This is a genomic window from Pseudomonas sp. B19125 (assembly GCF_044218855.1).
GTDB lineage: Bacteria > Pseudomonadota > Gammaproteobacteria > Pseudomonadales > Pseudomonadaceae > Aquipseudomonas > Aquipseudomonas edaphica.
Genome location: NZ_CP162589.1, coordinates 198769 through 221818 on the forward strand (window position 1 = coordinate 198769; position 23050 = coordinate 221818).

At 60.4% G+C, this 23050-nt stretch carries 10 protein-coding genes; all 10 read right to left on the reverse strand.

Features of this window, described 5'->3' with window-relative positions; genetic code table 11:
• Positions 1-42 precede the first annotated feature (42 nt).
• The 10 genes from AB4P96_RS00950 to AB4P96_RS00995 all read right to left on the reverse strand — a co-directional run bounded on the left by AB4P96_RS00950 (position 43) and on the right by AB4P96_RS00995 (position 23001).
• Positions 43-741: a transposase gene (locus tag AB4P96_RS00950; protein WP_186617829.1), complete on the reverse strand. Its 699-nt coding sequence runs from the start codon at positions 739-741 to the stop codon at positions 43-45.
• 150 nt (positions 742-891) lie between these two features.
• Positions 892-1488 carry an imm11 family protein gene (locus AB4P96_RS00955; protein ID WP_186617827.1) on the reverse strand — a complete coding sequence of 199 codons (597 nt, stop codon included), beginning with the start codon at positions 1486-1488 and terminating at the stop codon, positions 892-894.
• A 1-nt stretch (position 1489) separates the two neighbouring features.
• Entirely contained in the window at positions 1490-11902 is a 10413-nt protein-coding gene (locus tag AB4P96_RS00960) for a hemagglutinin repeat-containing protein (protein ID WP_395600429.1), read from the reverse strand.
• A gap of 31 nt (positions 11903-11933) precedes the next feature.
• Positions 11934-13658, reverse strand: coding sequence for a ShlB/FhaC/HecB family hemolysin secretion/activation protein (locus AB4P96_RS00965; protein WP_395600430.1), 1725 nt, complete (start codon positions 13656-13658; stop codon positions 11934-11936).
• A gap of 450 nt (positions 13659-14108) precedes the next feature.
• Positions 14109-14591 (reverse strand): poly-beta-1,6-N-acetyl-D-glucosamine biosynthesis protein PgaD, encoded by a 483-nt coding sequence (gene pgaD / locus AB4P96_RS00970; protein ID WP_099549572.1) that lies wholly within the window; start codon positions 14589-14591, stop codon positions 14109-14111.
• Between the two features lie 2 nt (positions 14592-14593).
• A complete protein-coding gene (pgaC, locus tag AB4P96_RS00975; RefSeq protein WP_017136591.1) occupies positions 14594-15934 on the reverse strand; it encodes a poly-beta-1,6-N-acetyl-D-glucosamine synthase in 1341 nt (446 codons plus the stop codon).
• A 2-nt stretch (positions 15935-15936) separates the two neighbouring features.
• Positions 15937-17934 carry a poly-beta-1,6-N-acetyl-D-glucosamine N-deacetylase PgaB gene (gene pgaB, locus AB4P96_RS00980; RefSeq protein ID WP_017136592.1) on the reverse strand — a complete coding sequence of 666 codons (1998 nt, stop codon included), beginning with the start codon at positions 17932-17934 and terminating at the stop codon, positions 15937-15939.
• A gap of 12 nt (positions 17935-17946) precedes the next feature.
• Positions 17947-20427 (reverse strand): poly-beta-1,6 N-acetyl-D-glucosamine export porin PgaA, encoded by a 2481-nt coding sequence (gene pgaA, locus AB4P96_RS00985; protein WP_017136593.1) that lies wholly within the window; start codon positions 20425-20427, stop codon positions 17947-17949.
• 297 nt (positions 20428-20724) lie between these two features.
• A complete protein-coding gene (locus tag AB4P96_RS00990; protein ID WP_017136594.1) occupies positions 20725-22221 on the reverse strand; it encodes a YdgA family protein in 1497 nt (498 codons plus the stop codon).
• Positions 22222-22368: 147 nt separating this feature from the next.
• On the reverse strand, positions 22369-23001 hold the full coding sequence (locus AB4P96_RS00995) for a hypothetical protein (protein WP_026013660.1): 633 nt from the start codon (positions 22999-23001) through the stop codon (positions 22369-22371).
• Positions 23002-23050: the final 49 nt, after the last annotated feature.

Sequence of the window (23050 nt, forward strand, 5' to 3'; positions counted from 1 at the left end):
GCCACTTTACCCCTAGTGGAAATAGGGGTCAGACCACTATTCTTAAATTTTTAACACCCAACTTTTCGGGCGTCCTGACACACTCGGTGAAACTCTTTTACCTAATATCTGCGCAATCTCTGACGCAAACTTCTGATCGCCCAAAACATAATTGCCGTTTGTAGAAGAGCGAATTTGTTCTATCAACTCAGGTGAAAGCCGATCCATGAATATTGACCGGTAAGCTTCGGCTCGTTGCGCGGCGCCGCTACCTAAGTCGCTATAAACTGTATGAGGGCTTATAAAGCCTGATAGCTCGCCCTGTGCGTTTGCCCTATAGCTGGTCCAACGGTTGTCGCCCGGATGAGCAACCATACCCGCTCTGACCGTGTTCATTTCAATATATCGATAGCAAGCTAAAACATAGTTGTCTTGTTGAACCAAACAGGAGCGGAAACGGCCTTCCCACAACGTACCCGTTCGTTGATATGTTCGATTGACATATTGAACGTAGCGCTGCCCCAGCCCCTTCATAAGTAGGCCAGCCCCCGCGCAGCAGGTGGGAGTCAACAACAAGTGAACATGGTTTGTCATCAAGCACAATGCGTGAACTTTACAGCCATACAATTCAGCAAGCACGGCTAATGTATCAATGTAAAAAATATAGTCTTCATCTGAGTGAAACCACGCAGGCCGATTGTTTCCCCGTTGAATAATATGCAACGGGATATCCGGCAGTAAAGCCCTAGGACGGCGAGCCATATAAACCCTTAACTGGATAAGAGCTTACAGCTTAGCCGCTCTTCAACAGGCCAACACAGTGGAATAATTACAAAAAATAAATCATGTTTTTAAAGAGCAACTCTGCTGAACTCTAAAAAATAAAACCGTGGTCTGCCCCCTATTTCCCCTTTATGCAACAGTAACCTTATCGCCATTAACCGACTCAAATACCGCCCCCACCACTCCTGCTGCCTCAAATCGAAGTTTCACATCTTCGCTCACTACAATCGCACCCAAATATTTTTTAATCCTAAAAATATGAAAAGCACCTACTTTTGACTCATCTATGGCCAAATTATAAAACGCGCGGTATTGACCAGCCATGTCTGGGCGCACAGGATCATTCACTGAAAACTTTGTAAACCTTGAAGACTCTTCATCTACACAATCTATTTGTGTTTCTATGATCATTAGAAAATAATTTTGCGAAACGTGTTTCCCTTCGATATCAACGGGCTCGAAGACCACATTTTGATAAGGTTGATCGACTTCAGACAAACCTATGAGTGAATTTCGAGCTCTCTCACTCAGAACAGGAACACTCGCATAGCCCGCTAGAGAATAATCAATTTCAACGCCGTCGAACCTGACATCGAGCGTATATCTGCCAGGCTCCATGAAATTAAGGGGTGGATTACTAAAGTTCCAATTATCCACATGCCTCACATCGCCGAGCACCCACTTTTCGGAAATAGAAAGATCCTGACGCAGCAAATAATATTTCATATCAATCCCTAGTCAGCCACTTATTAACTTCACTACCCACTATCACTGCTTCCTTTTTAATTCCATCCAACGTCTTTGTAACAGCCGATTTATAGGCTGGTGTTCCAGGCGCTAAGCCTTGAGTAGCCTGTTCCAAACTCCCATATACATACTGGTGATACTCTATGGGGTGCGGCCCTCTATGCCCTGGCACCGCAACTAAATTTTCAGTTGCTCGATTAATATTAAGATCTGCCCCATCAAAGAAGCGCTGATACTCCTTTGTCCAGGCGATCTGCCCATTCGCACCAGAAGTACATTTATTAGTACAAATATGATGTATCGGAATCGACTCATAGTTAACTGGTGCACTAACGTTGGTTCTTCCGCCCTCTAACGTGACATATCCCCCACTATTATCTCGGTACACGGGCTTACCATCGGCAGTATAACGCCCAGTTGAGTTGTACAAACCACCTCGGGGCCCTTCGACGGTGGCAGTGCCATCTGCGTTTCGAGTCAGGCGATATTCACTTGGTACCTTAAACTCAGGTGAAGGTAAAGCCAGCGGTCTGGTGGGCGATATTTCTCCTATCGTTTTTGCACCCTGAATCTCATTACTGGCGCTGCTAATCAGCTTCGATGCTTCGCTGATATCGCCCCTGTTCAGAGCTTTGCGTGCCATTTTCAAGGTGCCGGAAATAATCCGTTCACCTGGAATAAGTGATGCTGCTACCTCAAGGTAATCAAGTGCACTCTCAGCCTCCGCTACGCTTTTAACTGTGCCGACAACTGGTACAAAATTTGCGCCTTCTGACAGGGCATCTTTGAGCTCTTCACGCCGCTGAGTATACATCTTGACCGAGCACGCTTGCTCACTCATGCCAGCGCAGTTTTGCTCCTTGTAGTGTTGGTTTTCTGCTTTGACGCGGTCTTCAGCCTGCTGCTCAAGTGTCTTATGTGCGGCTAATGCTTCTGCAATATCACTGAGGGAGTTGTTCTCCACCGCATTGCTTCCCGCCTTTGCCCCAGTAACCGCACCGCCCAGATCACCACCAGCAATCCCCCCAGCCAACCCTGCTGCTAGACCCGAAAGTGCAACAACCGTCTCTCTCTCCTCCTCCGTCAACTCGATTGTCTTCCTGCCCGGATACAACTGATGGGCGATGAATTCACCCGTCGCCGCTCCCGCAGCCCCCGCTCCCGCAGAGTTGCCTTGCGCCTGCGCCACCACCGCACCCAATACGGCATGCGCCATGGTGTTGAGTACAGCGTTGTCTCCGGTGGTTTTCCTGATGACTTGCGCCATGTACGGCGCCGACGCGCCCGCAATAGCGGAACCGATATCGCCTCCCACCAACCCTTGCAATGCTGCTGTCACCGCCTGCGCTACACGTGGGTAATTGCCGCCGACCCCGTAGTCCGCCATGATCCGTTGATAAGCGTCAGTGGCAATCAGTTGTTTCTTGTAGGCATCGACGTCCTCTTTTTTGGCATCTTTTCCAGGGTCCTTGATGCCACGCTTATCAAGTTCAGCACGCGCCTCTTTATCAGCATCGATCTGGCCTTGGGTTCGAACGATGTCTACTGCCTGAGTACCAATATCCGCAATCAACTGCACCTGCCGCAGGCGCTTCTGCTCTTTTTCCTTATCAAAGATCGGGCTGATGCTGCCGTTGGCGTGTTCAACATCGTGGCTCAGCGTTGCAACGTCCTGCTGCTGTTTAGCAGGGTCGCGGATGTCGAGGGTACCGTTGGAAATGGCCGATGAGGTGGTGCCGCTGTCACTGTCGCCATGATTGAACGCGATCAAGCTGCCGGAGGGCAGGTTGCTGATGAAGGCGTTCGCTCCGCTTGCGCCACTGCTCACACTGGCGCTCTGCAACTGGCTTGTGTACTCAGCCTTGTTCTTTAAAACGCTCCATCCCAGCGTGCCGGTGCTCAGGCGGTTTTTGTCCGGCGTGGCTGTGCTGCCGATCACGCTGCCATCGAGTTGCGTGTGGTTGCCTACGTCAATCTGGTAGCCGCCCTTACCGCCGAACAGGCCGGTTTGCTCCTGCACACTCTGGTATTTGGAGTCGATCTTGCTTTTACTGATGCTCAGGTTTGCACTGCCGCCGGTGCCGATGATGGCGAAGCTGACGCCGCCACTCACATCCGTCTGCTTGGACTTGTAGTTATCGGTGTCTTGCAGACTTTGCAGCGTAAGGTCGCGCCCCACAGTAGCGGTAATTTTGTCTGCGCTGACCTGCGCGCCCTTCAGGGCGGTGTCTCGGCCGCTGATCAGGCTGACCTGTTTGCCCGCATCCAGGGTTGTTTCCGTCCAGGTGGTGCCAGTGCCCTTCTCGTTACCGGTGCCTTTGTTGGCATTGGCGAAAATGCTCAGGCCGCCGCCTTCGGAACCCACGCCTAGGCTGATACCTACCGCACCACCACTGCTGCTATTTTTGCCATCAAGTTTTTGGTTATTCGCCGCAGCTTCCAGGCGAATATCGCGCTCCGCCGCCAGCCGCATCTCATTACCGGCCTGAAGCTTGCTGCCTTGAACATGGATGTCACCTGCGGCCCCAGGCGTACCGTTGCCGTCCGCCACGATGGTGAGGTTGTTGCCGGCCGTCAGGCTGCTGCCCTGGCTGAGTGTCTGCTCCTGGGTCTGTTTGGAATCGGATTTTTGCGAACCCAGGGAGATGCTGATCCCCACAAATTGCGACGCGTTAGCGCCGGTCATGCCGCCATTCTGCTGCGCCGCTTGCCACGCTTGCACGCCAGTCAAACCCGCCTTCACACCCTGCAGCGCCGAGAGGCGGCCGTCGTCCTCGTTCTTGGCTTGCTTGGCGGTCTTATAAGCGGAGTCCACCGCGCTACCCACGGTGCCGGACAACGCCAGGGTCAAACCACTGGTTTTGCTTTTGGAGGTCTGCTCGCTGCGGTTGTTGTTCTCGGAAGCCAGGATGCTGACATTTTGCCCAACCAGGCTGATGTCCTTACCAGCAACCACGTCAGAGCCGCGAATGGTCAGGTCTTTGCCAGCCTGAATATCCACGCTGCCCAGCACACTGCCGATGTTGCTGGCCCGGGTGGTTTCGGTGCTGCTGGTGAAGGTGTTCTGGTTGCTGCTTGAGCCCAACGTCACGCCGATGCCGCCGCTGCTCATCAAGCCCGATTTTTTGGTCGAGGACGAATGGCTTTGTTCAAAGGTTTCCGTTGCCCCATCAATCACCACATTGCGACCGGCAATCAGGCTGGTGGCGTTGGTGGAAACCACGTCGCTGGCGGTAGTGCCGATGTCACGGCCAGCACGCACGACCACGGTATCAGCGCTGATGGAAGAGCCCTGCTGGCTGATCTGGTTACTGCTGTCGATGCGCGTTTTCTGGCTGCTGGACAGCAACCCTTTGCTGGTTTTGGTTTTGCGGTAATAGCTGTAGTCGCTGTCTTGCGCGGCGTTCAGCGCCAGGTCATTGCCTGCGTACAGGTAGGCTTCCTTGCCGGCACTCGCACGGCTGGCGCTGACCACGAGGTCGTTGCCGGCACTGAGGGAGAGGTTCTCACCGGCAACCAGCGAGGTGCCCACTTGCTGAACGTGGTCTTCCTGGCTGGTGACCTTCTTGGAATTAAACGCCGAATGCTGTTCATTCGCCGCCGACGCCAGGTTCACATTGCCCTTGGCTACCAGCGCCAGATCACGCGTGGCATTCAACTGGCTGCCAATGGCGCTGATGTCCCGCGCAGCCACCACCTGGAAGTCGCGACCGGCCTCGATCACGGTGCCGTACTGGTTTGCGCTGCTGCTGCGCATGTAGGTGCTGACGGCATTGGCGTTGCGTTGTTCGGCGGTGGCCAGGTTTACATCGCGCCCGGCTTGAACGCCCAGGTCGGCGCCGCTTTTGAAGGCGCCGCCGGTGCTGTTGACGTCGCGGCCGGCTTGCAGGGTCAGGCTGTTGGCGGCCTCGATGCGCGCAGCGTTGTCAACGAAGTCGGTGCGCTCGGTGCGGTAGCCGCTGCTGCTCTGGTGGCTGGTGACGGTGCGTTCGTTGAGCACATCGCCATTTACCGCGCGCACGCTGACGTCGCGCCCGGCGATGATGCCGCCGGCGCGGTTGGTGAGGGTGTTGCCGGCGAGCAGGTCGAGGCGGTTGCCCGCTTGCACGAGGCCGCCGTTGACCATGTTGCGCCCGGCGCTGGCCGCCAGGTTGTTGGTGGCGCGCAGGGTGCCGACGTTGTTGAGGTCGGTGCCGCTGACCAGGTTCAGGTCGCTGCCGGTGATGAGTGCGCCGTTGGGCGCCAGGCGGTTGTTGGCCTGGGCCAGGTAGAGCACGGGCACCAGCACTTGCTGGCCGGCGACGGTGGCGTTTTCCATCCACACGATGTCGTGGGTCAGGGCCGCCACTTGCTCGGCGGTGAGGCTCACGCCTACGGCCAGGTTTAGCGCCTGTTTGGTGCCGATGGCGTTGTCCATCAGGTACTTGAACATCGCTGTGTCGCTGGTCTGGCCATCGATGAAGCGCTGGCCGGTACGGGCGATCACGGCTTGCTGGATCAGGCGCTGTTCATACAGGCCGTCACCCAGGCGCTTTTGTGCCTGGTCCGGGTCGTAGCCCAGTTTGGACAGCATGTAATCGGAGCTTAAGAACTGGCTGAGGTTGGTCAGCAGCGGGTTGGTTTCGATCAGGTATTTCTGTGGGTTGGAGACGAACTGGCTGTCTGGCAGGCCTTGCACGCGGTTAATCACCACGCCGTCGGCCGAGGTGCCGCTGCCGGGCACGACCGGGCCGGTCACCGGCGTGCGGTCGACGCTGCCGCCGCCCAAGGTCCAGCCTTGCGGGCCGGTGCTGGCAGGCGCGCTGGCGCTCTGGCCACTGAGGCGGAACAGCCCGCCCTGGCCGGTGGGCAAGGTGAAGCCGGGCAGGCTCAGCGGGTTGATCTGCTGTTGGGCCAGGTCCGGCGGCAGTTGCTGGTTGAGGGTCACGCGGGTGGAGTAACCGGCTGCGCCACTGGCACCGGTGGCGTCGGTGGTGGTTTTGGCACCTGCGCCGATGTAGCTATAGCCCAGGCGTACCACGCTGTTGTCGATGCCGGCTTGCGCTTTGACGTCTACCGCGCCGCCTGCCTGAATCACGGCGGCGTAACGTTGGTCATCGCTGGCGATTTTGGTGACTTTGCCGAACTGGGTGCGCTCGATCTCCATCATGCCGATGAAGTTGGCCACGGTAGCTTCAAGGCCGCCGAGGTCATTGGGATTGTAACCGGCGCTTTTGTACCAGTATTTGTTGGTGAGTGCGGCGGCGGCACTGAACCAGCCTTCAGGGTGCTTGGTGCGCTTTGACGTGAAAAGACGATAGGTCTCGGTCTCGCCGGTTTCGATGCCGGTGTTGACCAGGTTGTTCAGGCGCGCGGTGAAGTTACCGCCGGCCGCGATCGAGCTGCTGCTGTTGAGCAGGTCGCCGCCCGCCAGGGTCATGTTACCGCCCGAGGTGATGCTCGAACCGGCACTGGCGGCGGTCACTTCCAGTTTGTCGCGTGTCACCAGTTCCCACACGTAGTTGCGCGGTGTGCCACCGGCGTGGCAGTCACCGGCGTTGACGTACTCGATGCACGTGCCTTGGGTGGCCGAGGCTGTGTAGACACCCGCATCGTTGACGTCGAGTACCGCCCGTTCGTTTTTGATCGAGTTGGCGGACAAGCTGAGGTTGCCGTCACTCTGGATCGTGGATGAGCTGTTGAGGATGCTGCTTGCCAGGCCGCCCTTGCCGTCGCGGTCGACGCTGAGGTTGCCCAGGCTGTAGACGTCGGCGTAGCTGTTGTTCAACGCGTCCACACGCAGGCTCATGTCGCCGCCGCTGAAGATCAGGCCGTGGTCATTGAGCAAGGCGCCGGTGGTGGCGACCAGTCGCTGGCCGCTGCCCAGGGTCGCGTAGTTGTTGAGTGTGCCGGCGTTGACCACCAGGTCGGTAGCGGCGGTGAGGCGCCCGCGGTTGTTGAGCGTGCCGGCGATGTTGGCGGTGGTGACGCCGCCGCCGGCAATGCTGGCCGTGTCGCTCAGGCTGGCTTGTGCGGCATTGAGGTTGAGGTTGCCCAGGCTGCTGATGCGCCCGCTGCTGTTGAGGGCGCCGCTCAAGGTCAGGTCGAGCGCGCCGTCGCTGGCGATCAGGCCGTGGGTGGTCCAGTTGGCGCCATTGCCGATAAAGCGTCGCGCGCCGAGCAGTTGGCCGGTGGCGGTCTGGTCGAGGCTGTCGACGTTAACGGTGAGTTGCCCGGCCTGGATCACGCTGCTGTTGGTCCAGTTGCCCTGGGTGATGGTCAGGTCGCCACGGGTGACCAGGCTGCCGCCCACGTCGTTGAGGTTGGCCGGGGCAATGCCGAAGTTGCCGGTGCCCACGTGCAGTACGTTGCCGCCCAGGTTCTGGAAGCTGCCGGCGTTGAGGGTCAGGTCGTTGTTGGCGGTTTCCAGCACGCCGTTGCGGTTGTCGAACAGACCGCCGATGGCGAATTCGGTGGTGCCCGCCGTGCCCAGCGCACGCAGGCGCCCGGTCTGGTTATCGAGGCTGGCCGCGCGCACCTTGAGGGTGCTTTCGCTTTCGATGATGCCCAGGCGGTTGTTGAGTGCGCCGCTGAGGTCCAGGTCGATCTGTTGGCCGGCGATCTGGCCGTCGTTGTCGCCGCTGTTATCGAAGTCATGCCCGACCACGCGCATCAGGCCTTTGGCATACAGCCCGCCGTTGCGGTTGTCGAAGTTGCCGGTGGTGACCAGTGCGTTGCCGCCCTGCGCCGCGATGCGCCCGCCATAGTTGTCCATGCTGCCGGCTTGCAGGTTGAGGCTTTGCCCCTGCATCACGCCGCCCTGGCGGTTGTTGTTGAGGTCGTAACCGTTGCGCAGCACGCCGACCACTTGGGTTTGCAGTGCGGCCTTGAGGCTGGCGAGGGTGCCGCCACGGTTGTCGAGGCTGGCCGCGTTGATATTCAGGTCACCGGCCTGGGCGATCAGTTTGCCGCTCTGGTTATCCAGCGTGTCGGCCACGTTGGCGGTCATGCCACCCTGGCTTTGCACGGTGCCTTTGCCATTGTCCAAGCGGCTGGCGGTGAGCAGGAGGTCGGCGTTCTGGCTGTAGATCAAGCCGTCGTTGCCGTTCTGTACCAGGCCGCTGGCGGTGAGGCTCAAGCGGTCGTTGGCGGCCAGGGTGCCACGGTTGCGGTTATCCAGGCCGACAGTCAGCAGGGTCAACAAACCTTGGCTGGCGATCTGGCCGCCCTGGTTGTTGATCTGCGCTGCGCGGCTGATCAGCAGCGGGCCGCCGCTGGCCAGTTTGCCGCTGGTGTTGGTCAGGGTCGCGAGCAGGTCAAGGGTGGTGGCGGTGCCGCCACTGATGCTGCCGGCGCTGTTGTCCAGGTTTTGCGTAGTCAGGCTCAGGGCCGCGCCGCTGTCGATCACGCCGCCCTGGGCGTTGTTCAGCAAGCCGCCGACGGTAAGCGTCTGCCCGGCCGCGCTGGAGAGTACGCCTTTGTTGCTGTTATCCAGTTCGCCGGCATTAACGGTCAGCGCTTTCTGGCTCACCAGTGCCCCGCCTGCGCTGTTGAGCAGGCTGGCGGTCAGCGTGGCATTAAGGTCGCCGTAACGGCTGGACAAGGTGCCGCCGTTGCGGTTGTCCAGGTTCGCGCCGCTGACCGTCAAACCCTGCCAGCCGGACATCAGGCCATTCTGGTTGATCAGGTTTTCGGCATTGAGCACCAGCAGGTTATTGCTGATCAGTTTGCCGTTGCTGTTGTTCAACGTGCGGCCGCTGAGGTTCAGAGTTTGCGCGCTGGAGAGTTCGCCTCCCTGGTTGCTGAGGTCACGCAGGTGGTTGATGGAGAGGTTGCCAGCGGTGGTGATCAGGCCACCCGCGTTGTTCAGGTCGCCGGTGGCGGTGCCGAAGTCCAGGGCAATCGCGCTGCCCAGCAGCGAGCCGTTCTGGTTGTCCAGCGCGGCGCTGTTGAGCGTCAGCGTATTGCTCGCGTTGAGCAGGCCCTGGTCGCGGTTGGTGAGGCGGCCAGCCACGTTGAGCAGCGTGTCGCCACGGCTGGTGAGGGTGCCGCCGCTGTTGTCGAGGTCGGTGGCGTGGGCGTCAACCGAGGCGGCGGCAATCATGCCTTTGACGTTGGCCAGGGCCTGGCCGATGCGCAGGGTCAGCGCGGCGTTGCTCAGCAGTTTGCCGCTGCTGTTGTCGAGGTTGTCGGCGGTGAGTGTGAACGCCTGGCTGCCGGAGATTTCGCCGCCCTGGTTATGCACGTTCTTGAGGTTGTTGAGCATCAACAGCGGCGCGTTGATCAGCCCGCCCTGGTTATTGAACTCGCCACGGTGCAGGTCCAGCGTCAGCGCCTCGGCGCTGGTGATCTGGCCGCCTTGCTGGTTGTTGAGGTCGGCAGTGCCAAGGGACAGGGCCTGGCGCGCACTCAGGGTGCCGTTCTGGCTGTTGTCGACGCTTGCGGCGTTGAGTATCAGGCTGCCATCGGTGACCAGCCGCCCGCCTCGGTTGTCCACCGCGCCGAGTGCGCTGAGGGTCAGCGGCCCGGCGCTGGAGAGCGTGCCGCCGCCGTTGGCCAGCGTGCGCGCGGTGATGCTCAGCAGCCCTTCGCTGCTGATCAAACCCTGGTTGCGGTTAAGCAGTTGGTCGACATTCAAACCTGCACCGGCGCCAGCAATCAGCAGCCCGCCGTCGCTGTTATCCAGTTGCGTAGCGGTCACCACAACGCCCGCACGGCTGGACAGCTCGCCGTTACGATTGTCGATGTTGGCGACATTGACCTGCACACCACCCACGCCTGCGACCAAGCCTTTTTGGCGGTTGTCGAGGCTATTACCGGCCACGCTCACCGTGCCTTGGCTGGTGACCAACCCGGCTTGGTTGTTGAGGCTGCCGACGTTGAGGCTGAGCGCATTGCCCGCCGTGATCAGGCCTGCGACGTTATCGAGGGTCGCGACCGTCAGCGCTGCAGTGTCGAGGCTTGAGAGCTCACCGCCCTGGTTATGCAGCTCACCGACGACGACGGTCAGCGGCCCGTTGCTGGTGACCAACCCACCTTGGGTGTTCTGCAGGCGATCAGCGGTGATGGCCAGGCCGCCGTTGCTGAGAATGCGGCCTTTGTTCTGGTTATCGACTGTGGCAGCGGTAATTTGGGTGTGTTGTTTGGCACCCAGTGTGCCGCCCTGGTTGTTCAACGCTTGGGCATCCACGCTCAACGCGCGGCTGGCAATCACACTGGCGCCGGTGTTGGTGACGGCCTTGCCGCGCAGGCTCACATCGCCTGTGGCGTTGCGAGTGTTGTCGGCGTTGACGCCGGCTTCGATGATGTCGCCATTGGTCAGCGTGCCGCCGCTGGACAGCGCAATGCGGTCACGGGCGGCCAGGCTCTGGCGGTTAGTGAGGTCGCCCTGGGTGTTCACGTTAAGGGCTGTACCGGCATACACCGGCCCTTTGGCGTCCAGGCTTGCGGCGTTGATGTTGACCGCGCCGCTGGCGGCGGTTTGCGCCATGCTCAAATGCCCATTGGCATCGAGCTGGATATCACCACCACTGGCCGCCAGCGTGCCGTCGAGCTTCACACCCACACCGGCTTCGGTGCCCACCAGTTTGATTGCGCCGGCGTACATGCCGCCCAAGGCGCTGGAGTCGATGGCCAGCTCGGGTTTGGTGCTGCCGTCGTCGGCACGGGCGGTGGCTTTCAGGCTTTTGGCGTCGACGTCGTTGCGCCCGGCGACCACGGCCAGTTCACGGGCGTTGATTTGCGCGTTGATCTTGGCCGAGCGGGTGATGATTTCGAAGCGGTCGACGTTGCTGGCGTTCAGGCCTTCGCCGTCGATCGTCACGGCGCCGCCGTCCACCTGGTAATGGTCCAGACGACCGACGTTGTCCATCACCGGTTTGCCGGTGGTCAGGGTCACGTTGGGCGTGTTGATAAACCCGCAGCCGCTGCACGTGATGCCGTAAGGGTTGGCGACGATGACTTTGGCCGACTGCCCCGCTACTTCGGTGTAACCACGCAGCTGGCTCGGGCTGCCGCCGTTGACTTCGTTGAGGATAACGTTGGCCGCGCCGCCCTTGAGGTTGGGGTTGCCGACGATGTAACCGCCCAGTTGGGTGTTCTGCAGCGCGCCAGTGGCGTTGTTGAGGATCACGCCGTTGGGGCCGACGTTGTAGTCCTTGAACTGGTTGTGGGACAAGCCACTGCCATTGGGGGTGGCGATGTTCACCACCGGCACGCCATTGCCGGCCTGGCCGACGCTGGTGGCCGGGTTGCTCACCACAATGCCTTCGGCCTGGGCCAGCAACGGCTGCCAGAACAGCGCGTTGACCAGGATCAGCACCAGGCCGCGCTTGGGCAGGCCGAAGAACGCGTCGTGGCGCTTCAAGGCAGCAGAAGGTTGGCGGGCCAGAAAGGCAAAGTGGCGAACATCCATGGTCAAATTCTCGTTGCAGCGGGGCGTTGAATTACAGGAAGAAATCCATGCGGAAGTAGATCGGCGCTTCACGCTCGGTCACCACTCCAGGTCTTTCTAACGAGTGGGCAAACGTCACGCTGGTGCTGACGTATTTGCCACGGGCGAACAGTTCCACGGAGTTGCTTGAAACGCGGCCGTGGTTGTCACCGTTGTAACGGTCGTTGCGGATCACGCCCTGGTCGTAACCGAGGCTGGTGCCGTATTCGGCGAAGGCCGGGCGCAGCCATTCCAGGGTGACCGGGCGCGCCCAGCGCACTTCGTTGCGCCAGTAGCCGCCGCTGTCGCCGGACAGTTGCTGGTCCTTCAAACCGCGCACCGACGACGAGCCGCCGAGGCTGATGCGCTGCGGCGAGAACAGCACGTCTTCACTGCGTTGACCGGTGGCCAGGCTGGTGAAACTGAACGACTCGCCCCACAGGCGAAACGGCTGCAAATAGCTGACCGTGGCAGTGTATTTACGGTAATCCGGGGTGGGCGTGAGGTTGCCAAACTGATCGCGGTGCTGGTCGTCACGCTGGGCGTCAAAGGCGCCGATGCCGTTCTGTACGCCGAGGTCGATGTTGACGAAAGCATTGCCGATGCGCCGGCCGTGGTTGATACCAAACTGCAACTCACTGAGGCGGTTGCTGCTGATTTCGAGCTGGGCGTCGTTGACGTAGTTGTTGGTGCGCAGGTGAGCCACACCCACGTTGACCGAGGTTTTGCTTACGTCATCGCGGTGAATCACGCGCTCTGCGCGCAGTTGGTGGTTCTGGCTGTCGCCCGACTGCTTGAACTTGAAGGTGTCGGTGTAACCCAGCGCGCGGTAATCGCTCTCGCTGTAGGTGTAGGTGAAGTTCCACCAGCCCCACGGCACGTTGTAATAGAGCAGGGTGTTTTTCGAGGTTTTCTGGTGGTCGCTGATGGCGTCGTGGCCACCGCGCAGCACCAGTTGGTCAGCCAGGCCCAGCGGGCTGTCCCACTCCAGGCCCGCGCCCCATTGCTGCTCGCCGGTGCTGCGTTGCCCGTCGTTGTTGCGCGACAGGCTAGCGCGCCAGGGCTTTTGCGGGGTGTTCTTGACCACCACGTCGCTGCCGCCCACTTGCTTGCCGGGCGTCAGCTCCATTTGCGCCTGTTTGGACGGCAACCGGTTGAGCTGGTCCACCAGTTGCTCGACCTCGCGCAGGTTCAGCGCCTCACCGACCTTGCCGGGAAACGCCATGGCCAGTTCACGCTCGGTGACGTTGCTGCCTTCGGCGCTGCGCACCGCTTCGAGTTTGCCTTCGACCACCAACACCTGCAGATGGCCACTGGAGAGGTCTTGTTGCGGCAAGTAGGCGCGGCTGGTGACGCGGCCTTTGGCGATGTAATAGTCGGTGATGACCTTGAGCAGCTCATTGAGCTGCGAGACGCCCAGGCATTGGCCTACATAGGGTTTGAGCAGCAGCGTGCGGTCGCCGGCAGGCAGGCTGTCGGCGCCTTTGAGTTCGATGTCTTTGATCGGGAAGCAGCGGGTGTCGGCAGGCGTAGCCGGTGCCTGTGGCTTGGCTTCATTGCCGGGCAGGTCCTGAAGCTCTTGCAGGCGCCGGCTTTGCTCTTCCAGCAGGCGGTTCTGCCGATCGCGGATCAGGTCTTGATCCCCAGGCGTGGGGGCGGCGGTGGCCGTATTCAGGCTCAGGCAGGCGAGCATGAAAGTGCACAGCAAGTACCGAGTCCGTGGCGATAAAAAAGACATGTTCGATCCATCGAAAATCAAGGGGCGGCAAACTACCATCGAACTAGCGCTGGCCCAAGAAACCGGGACAGTTGCACATTCGTGCTTATTACATCCGCAACACATTGATTGTTAACAATAAAGAGTTATCACAAAGAGATAATGGCGGCCGTTAGAAGTTTTATTCCGACCAGCGGCAACTCTTTTGATATTAATTCGGCAAACAATTTAGCAAATGCCATTATTTAGCCATCAACTACTTGCCGAGTTAGGTTAGTGCAGGGGAATAGCGAAAAGTTCGCGGTGTTTTTGTGAATTGGATCCCATTTATCGGAATTCCAAGCGACGCAGATGGAATGTGGGAGCTGGCTTGCCTGCGATGGCGGCGTGTCAGGTATTGATTGGTTGCTGGCCCACCGCTATCGCAGGCAAGCCAGCTCCCACAGGGGTCTTTGGTGTCTTTCGGAATTTCTAGCCGGCGTCTTTGCCTTTTTCCGCGCCGGGCACCAGGGTCAGGCCGGGGCGCTCCACGTCGCGGGAGACGTGGGACTTCACATCCTCGACACCGCCGTCTTCGTCGTTGTGGATCACCAGCACGCCCGGCTTGCGAAACTGCTCCAGGTGGCCGTCGCCCAAATTGAAACTCTCACTCAGGTTTTTGTCGCTCAGCGCATTGGCTTCGGCGCGGCGCTGGGCGAACTTGCGCCCACGGCGTTGCTGATAGCGCGCCCAACTGATCAGGATCACCGCGTTGAACAAGGCGATCCACAGGTAGATCTGCAAGGTGTTGAGCGCGGCGAAAATCGGCGCCTCAATACGTGGGCCGCCGTGGGTTTCCAGCATGGCGCCGATACCACGCGCGAGCAGCCAGATCAGGCCGCCCCACGCCAGCAGCGTCAGCAGCACGTCGATGATCCACATCACGGTGTTTTGGCGAGTTCTGACCAGCTTCATGGTCACGCCTCCTCTTCACTGGGTTTGATGCCGCGGTCCGGGCTGACCCAGCGCGCGCGTTTCTGGTGCTGGTTGAACAGCACCTTGGGAAAGCTGACCAGGGTGGTGAGCAGGCTGACCAGCCAGAACACCATCGGGTACCACACGGTCCAGAACAGGGTTTTCCACAGGTCCTTTTCATAGCGCCGGTCGATCAGGATACTCACCGCGAACTGCAGCAGGCACACCATCGCCAGCACCAGCCCGGTAAAGGCCGGTGGCACCAGGGAATCCACGGCAATCGCCTGCGGCAGTACCACGAACTTGCCCACGCCCCAGAAGATCACCGAGAGCAGGAAGGTGAAGGCCCAGCCGGTGGACAGGCAGTACTCGAACAGCAGTGGCCACAGGTAGCGATGGCGCCATTGCCAGATGCCTCGGATGTTCTTGAACAGCACCTCGGCGCCGCCCTGGGCCCAACGCAGGCGCTGTTTCCACAGGCCGCCTACGGTTTCGGGCATGAGGATCCAGCACAGGGCACGAGGCTCGTAGAAGATCGCCCAGTGGTCCAGTTGCAGCTTCCAACTCACGTCGATGTCTTCGGTGATCATGTCGGTGGACCAGTAGTCGATGCGGTCCAGCGCCTTCTTGCGAAACGCCACCACCACACCCGACACCGTGAAGATCCGCCCGAACACGCGCTGGGTACGCTTGATCAAGCCGATAATCGAGGAGAACTCGCCCACCTGCACGCGGCCGATCAAGGTTGAACGCGTGCGGATGCGTGGGTTGCCGGTCACGGCGCCCAGGCGCGGGTTGTCGAGCATCGGCGCGACCATGTAGGCCGCTGCGTTTTTGTCGAGCAAGGCATCGCCGTCGATGCACACCAGGTACTCACTGCGCGCCGCCACGGCGCCCATGCGCAAGGCCACGGCCTTGCCCTGGTTTTGCGCCAGGTGCAGCACACGCAGGCGTGGGTGTTGCAAGGCCAGGGCGTCGAGCACGGCAGCGGTGTTGTCTTTGGAACCGTCGTTGACGGCGATGACTTCGATATTCGGGTACAGCTGGTTCAGGGCCGCATGAATGGTGTCGGCGGCGTTATCGCCCTCGTTGTAGCAAGGGATGATGATCGAGATCAGCGGGTTGCCGGCCAGGGTCGGCGCCGGCGTGTCTTCCTTCCACGGCCAATGCCGCTCCCAGTGCAGCCAGAAGTACAGCCCGCCGGCGATCCACAGCGCCGACATGAACAGCGGGTAGAAAAACACGAAGTCCATCAGGAACTGCCCGGTGACCAGGAAGATCAGGCCCAGGGGCACACCCAACACCAACGCCAACACGAATAAAGCCAGGATTCTGTCGAACATGATCAAGGGTTCCACTGGTTGGAAAGGGCCGGACGAACTGTCTTCAGGTCCGGCGAATTTTCCAGGAAGTTATCCGGGTAGTAGCCAAAGCTCTTGACCCCCTGGCGTTTGAGCACGCCCATCCATTCGGCCATCTGCGCGCCATTGATATCCGGCGCTTCTTTGGTCCGCCAGTCTTTGGCTTGCAGCTCGAACACGGTTTTTTCCAGCGCGCCGGGGCGCGCCTTGACCGTGGCGACGAGTTTTTCCAGCCAGGCGTTGGAGGTTTTCAGCTCCTGGCCTTCCATCAATGGCATGGCCATGGGCGCAGTCCAGTCGTAGGCCTGGAGGAAGTCGTCGAGGTTCTGCGCGAACCAGGCTTCGCTGGCCGGGTTGAGCATCGGCTCGGCAAAGATATTGCGTGCGGTCGCCACTTGTGGACCACCGATGGCGCGAACCTTGGCGGTCAGCTCGTTGGTGAAGTCGATCAGGTAGCGGCTCTTGAAGCGCGTCCAGCGTTGCATCACTGCAGGGTCTGCACGCAGCGCGGCAATGCTGCCCGGCAGGCCGTTGGCGGCATAAGCCTTGAGCGCAGCGGGGCTGGCGTCTTCGAAGTCGGAAAGCACGGCGTCGTCGTGGTACAGCACACCGTCGATGGCATTGTTGCGCGCCAGGTCTTCATAGATCTCGCCGATGATCTTGCGCACCTGCGGGTCGAACGGCGACAAGCGTTTGTATTGGTCCGGGTCGGTGCCGACCTGGCCGGTTTGCGGGTCCCAGCGGGTCACACGCGGCAGCTTGGGGTCGAGGGCGAAACTCAGCACCGGCATCCAGGCATACACAGCCGCGTGGGCACGGGTGTGCAACTGCCAGGAGACGCGGTTGAACAGGTCGGCGCGCACCGGCAAGTGGCGGTTAGGGAAGTACAGCGAGTGCACCAGGCCGTCGCCTTTGGGGTCGGCGAAGGCTTGCAGGAATACAGTGCCCGCGCCCATGTCCACCACACGTTGTACAAGCTGGTCGAGGTTGCGCGCTTGTTGGGCCGGGTCGGGGTCGTAAACGTTGTCGAGGTCCACGTGCAGCACCCGCAGCGGTGCCTGGGTTTGCACGGCCACCATGCTATTGGCGAAATGCTCGCCGTCCGGGTCCGAAGCCACCAGGAAGCGCGGGCTGTTCATCAGGTTGCCGAGGCTGTCGAGGCCGTCTTCCAGGGTCAGCGCCATCTGGTAGCCCTGCTCGCCGACAATCGCCAGCGAGGTGCCTTTGGCGGCGCCGTAAGGCCACACCCACACCCGAGGCGCCTTGCCGGTCACGCTGCGGATCTTGTTAGTGATCGCCGCGACATCAGCCCGCATGCGCGCATCGAATTTGGCTTGGTCTTCATAACGCCCGGTGGCCGGGTCAAAGCGCAGGCTGGTCGCCGCCGGCTCCAGGTTGCCCTGGGGGTTGGCCAAAATCCCTTTGTGGTTGTTGTCGGTGTGCGCGGCGATTTCCACCAGGCCCGACTGCGACACTTCACGAATCTGCTGCCAGGTGAGGAATTCCCCACGCGGGCGCGGCGAGCCGGCGAAGTCGACCGGTTGATTGAGCGGCGTATCGATCCAATACCCCACCGGCGCCAGCAAGGCTGGCCAGTGATAGGCACGCAGAATCGGCATCACGCGGGTGTAGAAGCTGGAATAGCCGTCATCGAAACTGAGCATGATGGCTTTGGGCGGCAACTCGGGGCCGCCGTTGCGTGCCGCCAGGATCTGGTCGACGCTGACCGCCTGGTAGCCGTTCTCGCGCAACCACGCCAGTTGTTCGATCAAACGCTCGGTGCGCACCGCCACCACCGCCTGGTCGGGGTCGCGATCCTCGACATCGTGGTAGGCGATGCCCAGGAAATGGTTTTTCGGCCACGGCGCTTCGTTGGCCAGTATCGGCCGCTCGGCGGGTGGAGTGAAAGGCGCGGGTTGCTGGGCACAGGCACTGGCCAGCATTACACCCAGGACCAACAAGCAACGGCAAAGGACGGTCATGGTCAGGCTCTTTTAGAAACGGTAAGTGAGGTCGACGAGCAAGCGCAGATCGCGTTCGCGATCACCGTCATAAGGTCGGCTGATCAGGCTCAGGTTGGCGCCCACGTCCAGTACATCGTTCCAGCGAAAACGTTGGCCATAGCCGATCAAACCGACGCCACCGGTGGAATAATCCCGTTGGCTGTACGTACCTGCACCGAGCTGGAACTGCTGACTCCACTGAGTCTCGTAGCGGTGATAGAGCACATGATTGACCGTGACCGTGGGCAACACGGTGAAGTCGGATTTGGGGTTGAAGTACACCGTGTCTTCTTTGGTGTTGTGGCTGGTGCCGACTTCCAGGCCCAGGTCTACCTGCACGCCGGGCGCGCTGTAGACGCCCTCGCGGCCAGTCAGTACGGCTTCGAAGCGGTTGTTGCCATCGCTGAAGTGGGACGGGCTCAGGGCCAGTTTCCACTCGCGGCTTTCATTCGCGCGCCAGCGAATAAAGCCACTGCCGCCGTTGGCGGTGACATCGGCATTCAACGCTCGCAGCGGCGTGGTAGTCAGCAGGTAGCCGAGGCTGCCGCCGTACTGCCAGTTGTCGTTGATGTCGCGGGCAATCGACACGGCCGCACCCTGCTTGGAGCCATAGCCGTAGGAGTGGTTGGACACTTCGGCTTCCAGGGTCATGTCGCGGGTGCGACGCTCCACACCGACGCGCTGCCAACGGTGTTGGCCGGTGCCTTCACTGAAATCGGCGGTGGCGTAGCCGGCACCGGCGAACAGGCGCCAGTCTTCATCGATAGGCGGCGTGTAGAGCACGCTTTCGATGCCCCAGTCACGGCTGCCGGCCACTGCGCCGGCGTTGTTGTTATTGCCGCCGCCGTAGCTTTTTCCGGTGTAGGCCTCCACGCGCAGCTCGGCCATGTCGTGTACATCCCGCAGACGGCTCAGGCGCTGCACTTGGCGGCTGTCCGGGTTGCGGGCCAGCACGTCATCGGTGAGCACGTCCATTTGCCGCCATTCCTGCAGGTCCATGGCAGTGTAGGCCTGGCTGACTTCCAGGCCGATATCCCGCGGGGTCTGGGCTTCGGTTTCCTTGAGGATGCCCTCGGCGCGGCGTGGCAGGTCGCGGGCGCGGTACATGTCGGCCTGGGCCAGGCGCAAGCCGACATTGCCGGGAGCTTTGGCCACCAACGCGTCCAGGCCGGCTTCGCTGCCCGGCAGGTCACCGCCGTAGACGCCGGCCTGGGCCGACAGCTGTTGCGCGTCCATCCAGGCGTCGTTGGGGTTACCAATGGGCAAGCCCTTGAGTTCGACTCGAGGTTTCTGGCTGGTGGCGAGGCTGTTGGCGACTTCGCGCGCGTCGGCGCCTTTGTCGCTTTCCTGCAAGGTGTAGAACAAGGCCGTGGTGTCTTCGACCCGATCATCGGGTTCGGCATCGGCAGCGCTGATCACCTCGCGGTACAACGGCTCGGCTTTTTCCGGCAAGCGCTGGTCGAGGTAAGACGCGGCGACCCAACGCAGGGCATAGGTCGGCAATTGCACGCCTTCGCTCTTGAGGGTTTCGTAGTCGCGGATCACATCGGCGGTGCGTGCCCGCGCCTTGAGGGCACCCAGGCGGTCGATGCGCCAGCGCACCACATCATCATGGGCACTTGGGTCCGGGGTCCAGCGCGCGAGCAGTTTGTCGTAGTCATTGAGGGCGCGGTCGGCAACCACGTAGCGTTCTTTTTCGGTGCGGGTGGCGAACTCGGCCATCCGCACGCGCTCGGCGGCGAGGTCACCTTCGAGGCGGCGCTGGGTCACCGCGTCGAGCAGGCCCGGATGTTTGGCCGACAGGCGCAGCGCCGGCTCCGGCAGGCGGGCCTTTTGCAGGGCGACGATGTATTCGCGGACCACTTCAGGCTTGTCACCGGCGCGAGTAAAGGCTTGGTCGAACTCGAACAAGGCGTCGTAGTTCAAGCCTGCGCGGGTCAGCGCATAACCCAGGGCCATGCGGCGGTTGGGGTCATTGGGTTGCGCCGCCACCAGTGCGCGCAAGCGCTGCACGGCCGTCGTGGCCTGGCCGCCGTCGGCCTGGGTCAGCGCCTGGCCCAGCTGCAGGTCGACATTGCCCGGTTCACGCACCAGCGCTTGCTGGTAAACCGCCAGAGCCTGCGGCCACTGCTTTTGGTTGCGATAAGTGCGCGCCACCGTGGCCAGCGCCTGGGTGGTGAGGTTGCGATTTTTGCCTTGGGCCTCGTAGACCTTCAACACTTCGGCGTCTTGCCCTGCCCAACCGGCAATCACCAGGTGATCGCTGATCTGGCCAGGTGTCTGGCGTTCAGGCGGCAGTTGGCGCAATTGGGTCAGCGCGGGAGTGAAGTTGCCGTTACGCGCCTGGATAATCAGCGCGTCATAGGCTGGGTCGGCGAAGGCAAGGCTGGGCGTCAGCAATTGGCTGCATAAGGCGGCCCCAACGAGCAGGCGCAACCGGCCTGAAGCACTGGTGGGTAGTGTTCGCAGCATATCGTGAGCTTCCTTACACACGGAAAGCTATAACGATAGGTGGTCCTGAGCAAAACGCATCAGGGTGCCGGCGTCTCGTGACCCGGCCTAGCTTTCCTGTAGGAACTATCTCTTAGGAAAGTAGAGAAATGCCCAAATCAGAACAATTGTTCAGAATTATCCAACCGCAGAAAAACCAATGGAGGCCAAGGCTTGCCTGAGCTAAGCAGCCACAGCCGGCCTGTATGCCGGTTGTTTGACTGCCGCTTCAGGTAAACCCGCGCCTCCAATATTTATTTCTTACCGATGTAAGAAATCTTACTGCGCGCCGCTGACCGCACCCGCTTTGGCCATCACAAAGCCAATGAATTGCTCCACGGTCATCTTCTGGCCATTAAACGTCACTTCGTTGTTGGCGTAGTGCAGCTTGGAAACCACGTCAGTACCCACCAGGGTTGCCAACTGAGTACCAACGGCCATGCCACTGACCATCTCGGCCGCCATCTGTGATTGCTGTTCGATGGCTTTAGGGTCGGTCACACCGCCCACTTCCGCTTGCAGGGCAGCGACGTCGCCGATCATTGGCTTGGACAGGGTCAGGTTGGCATCCAGCAGCGCGATAACCTGCTTGCCCAGCTCAACCGGTGGCAATTCCATCGAGGTGGGTTTGGTCAGGTCTACCACCAGGTTGAATTTGCTTTCACCGTGGGTGGTTTTCAGCGACAGGTTTTCCACTGCCACTTGCGGCTTGGCGGCCAGCACCTGGTTGACGTTGGCCTCGGCCAGGGTCTGCTCGGCTTCGGTCAGTTGCAGCTCAGGCACCGGTTGGCCGGCAGCCGCGGCGGCTTGCACCGGCTGCATCTTGTCCTGGTAGAGCTTGGTCAGCACCAGCATCGCCGGGATGTCGATGTTCTTCATGCTCAGGGCCATGGCGGCCGAACCTACAGGTTTACCCTGGTAGCCGATTTCGTCGATCTTGTAGTCAACGCGGCCTGCCAGGTTGTTGTCCTTGGTTTCGCTGGTGTCTTTTTGCTCGAAACCCTTGAGGGTCAGCACGGCTTTCTGCGGGCCGAAGGTGACTTTTGTGTCGGTCAGCTCAACGGTGTTTTGCCCGGTGTAGAAACCGAAGGTGGATTTTTCCAGGTTGCTGGCCACGGTCAGGCCGGACAGTTCGGCTTCAAGCGGCTGGCCATTGGCGTCGATCACGGCAACCTTGAGGCTGTTCATGTAGCCGCTGGCCTTGACCTTCTGGCCTTCGGCGCTGCTGTCGAAGTCCAGGTTGGCGCCCGAGAAGCTCACCGAAGACTTGTCGTCCTTGATGTCCAGTGGCAGCAATTCGACGTTGCCGTCGACCGAGCGGTTGTAGCCGATATTGGCCACGCCTTTGAGCGGCGACACGTCTTTGCTGGCGGCGAACCATTTTTCGGTGGTGGCGTTCTTTTCCAGCGCATAGTGACTGGTGGCCATGACCGGCAGCCACTTCAGCGTCACCAGGCGCGAGAACGGCAGCGGGCCGTGTTCGATATGGTCGACGAACAGCAGCTCAGGGTTCGGGTTTTCTTCACCGAACACGCTGCCTTGGCCTTTGAGGCGGTAGTGCGCGGTGCTGCTGAACAGGCCACGATCCAGGGACACCAGCTCCAGGTTCACCGTGCCATCGACGCCGGCCATAGAGGTCTGCAGTTCTTTGTTGGCGTTCTGGATGGCAGTTTGCAGCACCGGCTCCAGTTGCTTACCGGTGTACCAGGCGCCGCCTGCACTAATGGCGCCGACGGCGACAACGAAACCCAAGAAAACAACTGCTGGCTTATTCATGAAGTGACCTGATCAAATCCTGTGAGAAGTGGGCTGTCTTCCTTGAACCCCGAAGGGGTTGGCTCAAGCCCGCCGAAAACGGGGGAAGATTAGCACTGGCGGCCGATAACGGCCCAGCTTTTCAGAGAGGTCAGGTCAGCGGTTGGTTCACGAGTATTCCAATTCAACCTCATCGAGTTGGTGATCGAAACTCTTCAAGCGTGCGGTCCAGGTGTACACCAACACCTCAAACTCGCGGTGTATCACTGTGTTGCTGGGGGTATCGGCCTTGGGGTCGCAGAAGTCCAGCTGGTAGCGTTCCCGCGCCATTTGCGTAGCCACGTCGGACAATTCCCGGGCGTTATTGAGCCAATGCCTACCGTCGGCGACCTGTTGGTCGAGCAGCACACATTGTTTTTTCAGGGCCTCGAGGCTTTTTTCCAGCGGCGTGCCGGTGAGCTCGCCCATGACTTCCTGGAAAGTACGCCCGGGCTGCCAGTAGCTGCCCCAGAAATAGCGGTCGAATACGGTTTCGACGCGGCGCAGAGCAACCTTGGTGTCCCAGATCGCCACGCGGGTCTTGCCTTGTTGAAGCAGCTTTTTCTTCACCCGTTGATTTTGATAGGACGCCCAGGCCACCACGCCGATGGACAACGTGCCGATCACCAGACAGGCGCTATCGAGAAACACCATGGCCTTGTCGAGTTGGTGGGCAAGCATGACGCCGTAGAAATAGGCAGCCGATAGCAACACCAGTGCGAAAAGCACGCACCAGAAAGCGGGAGCATAAGGGTTTTTCATTATTGGAATCCCCATGAGCAAACGCGAACTTTGTCAGACGGGCCTCACG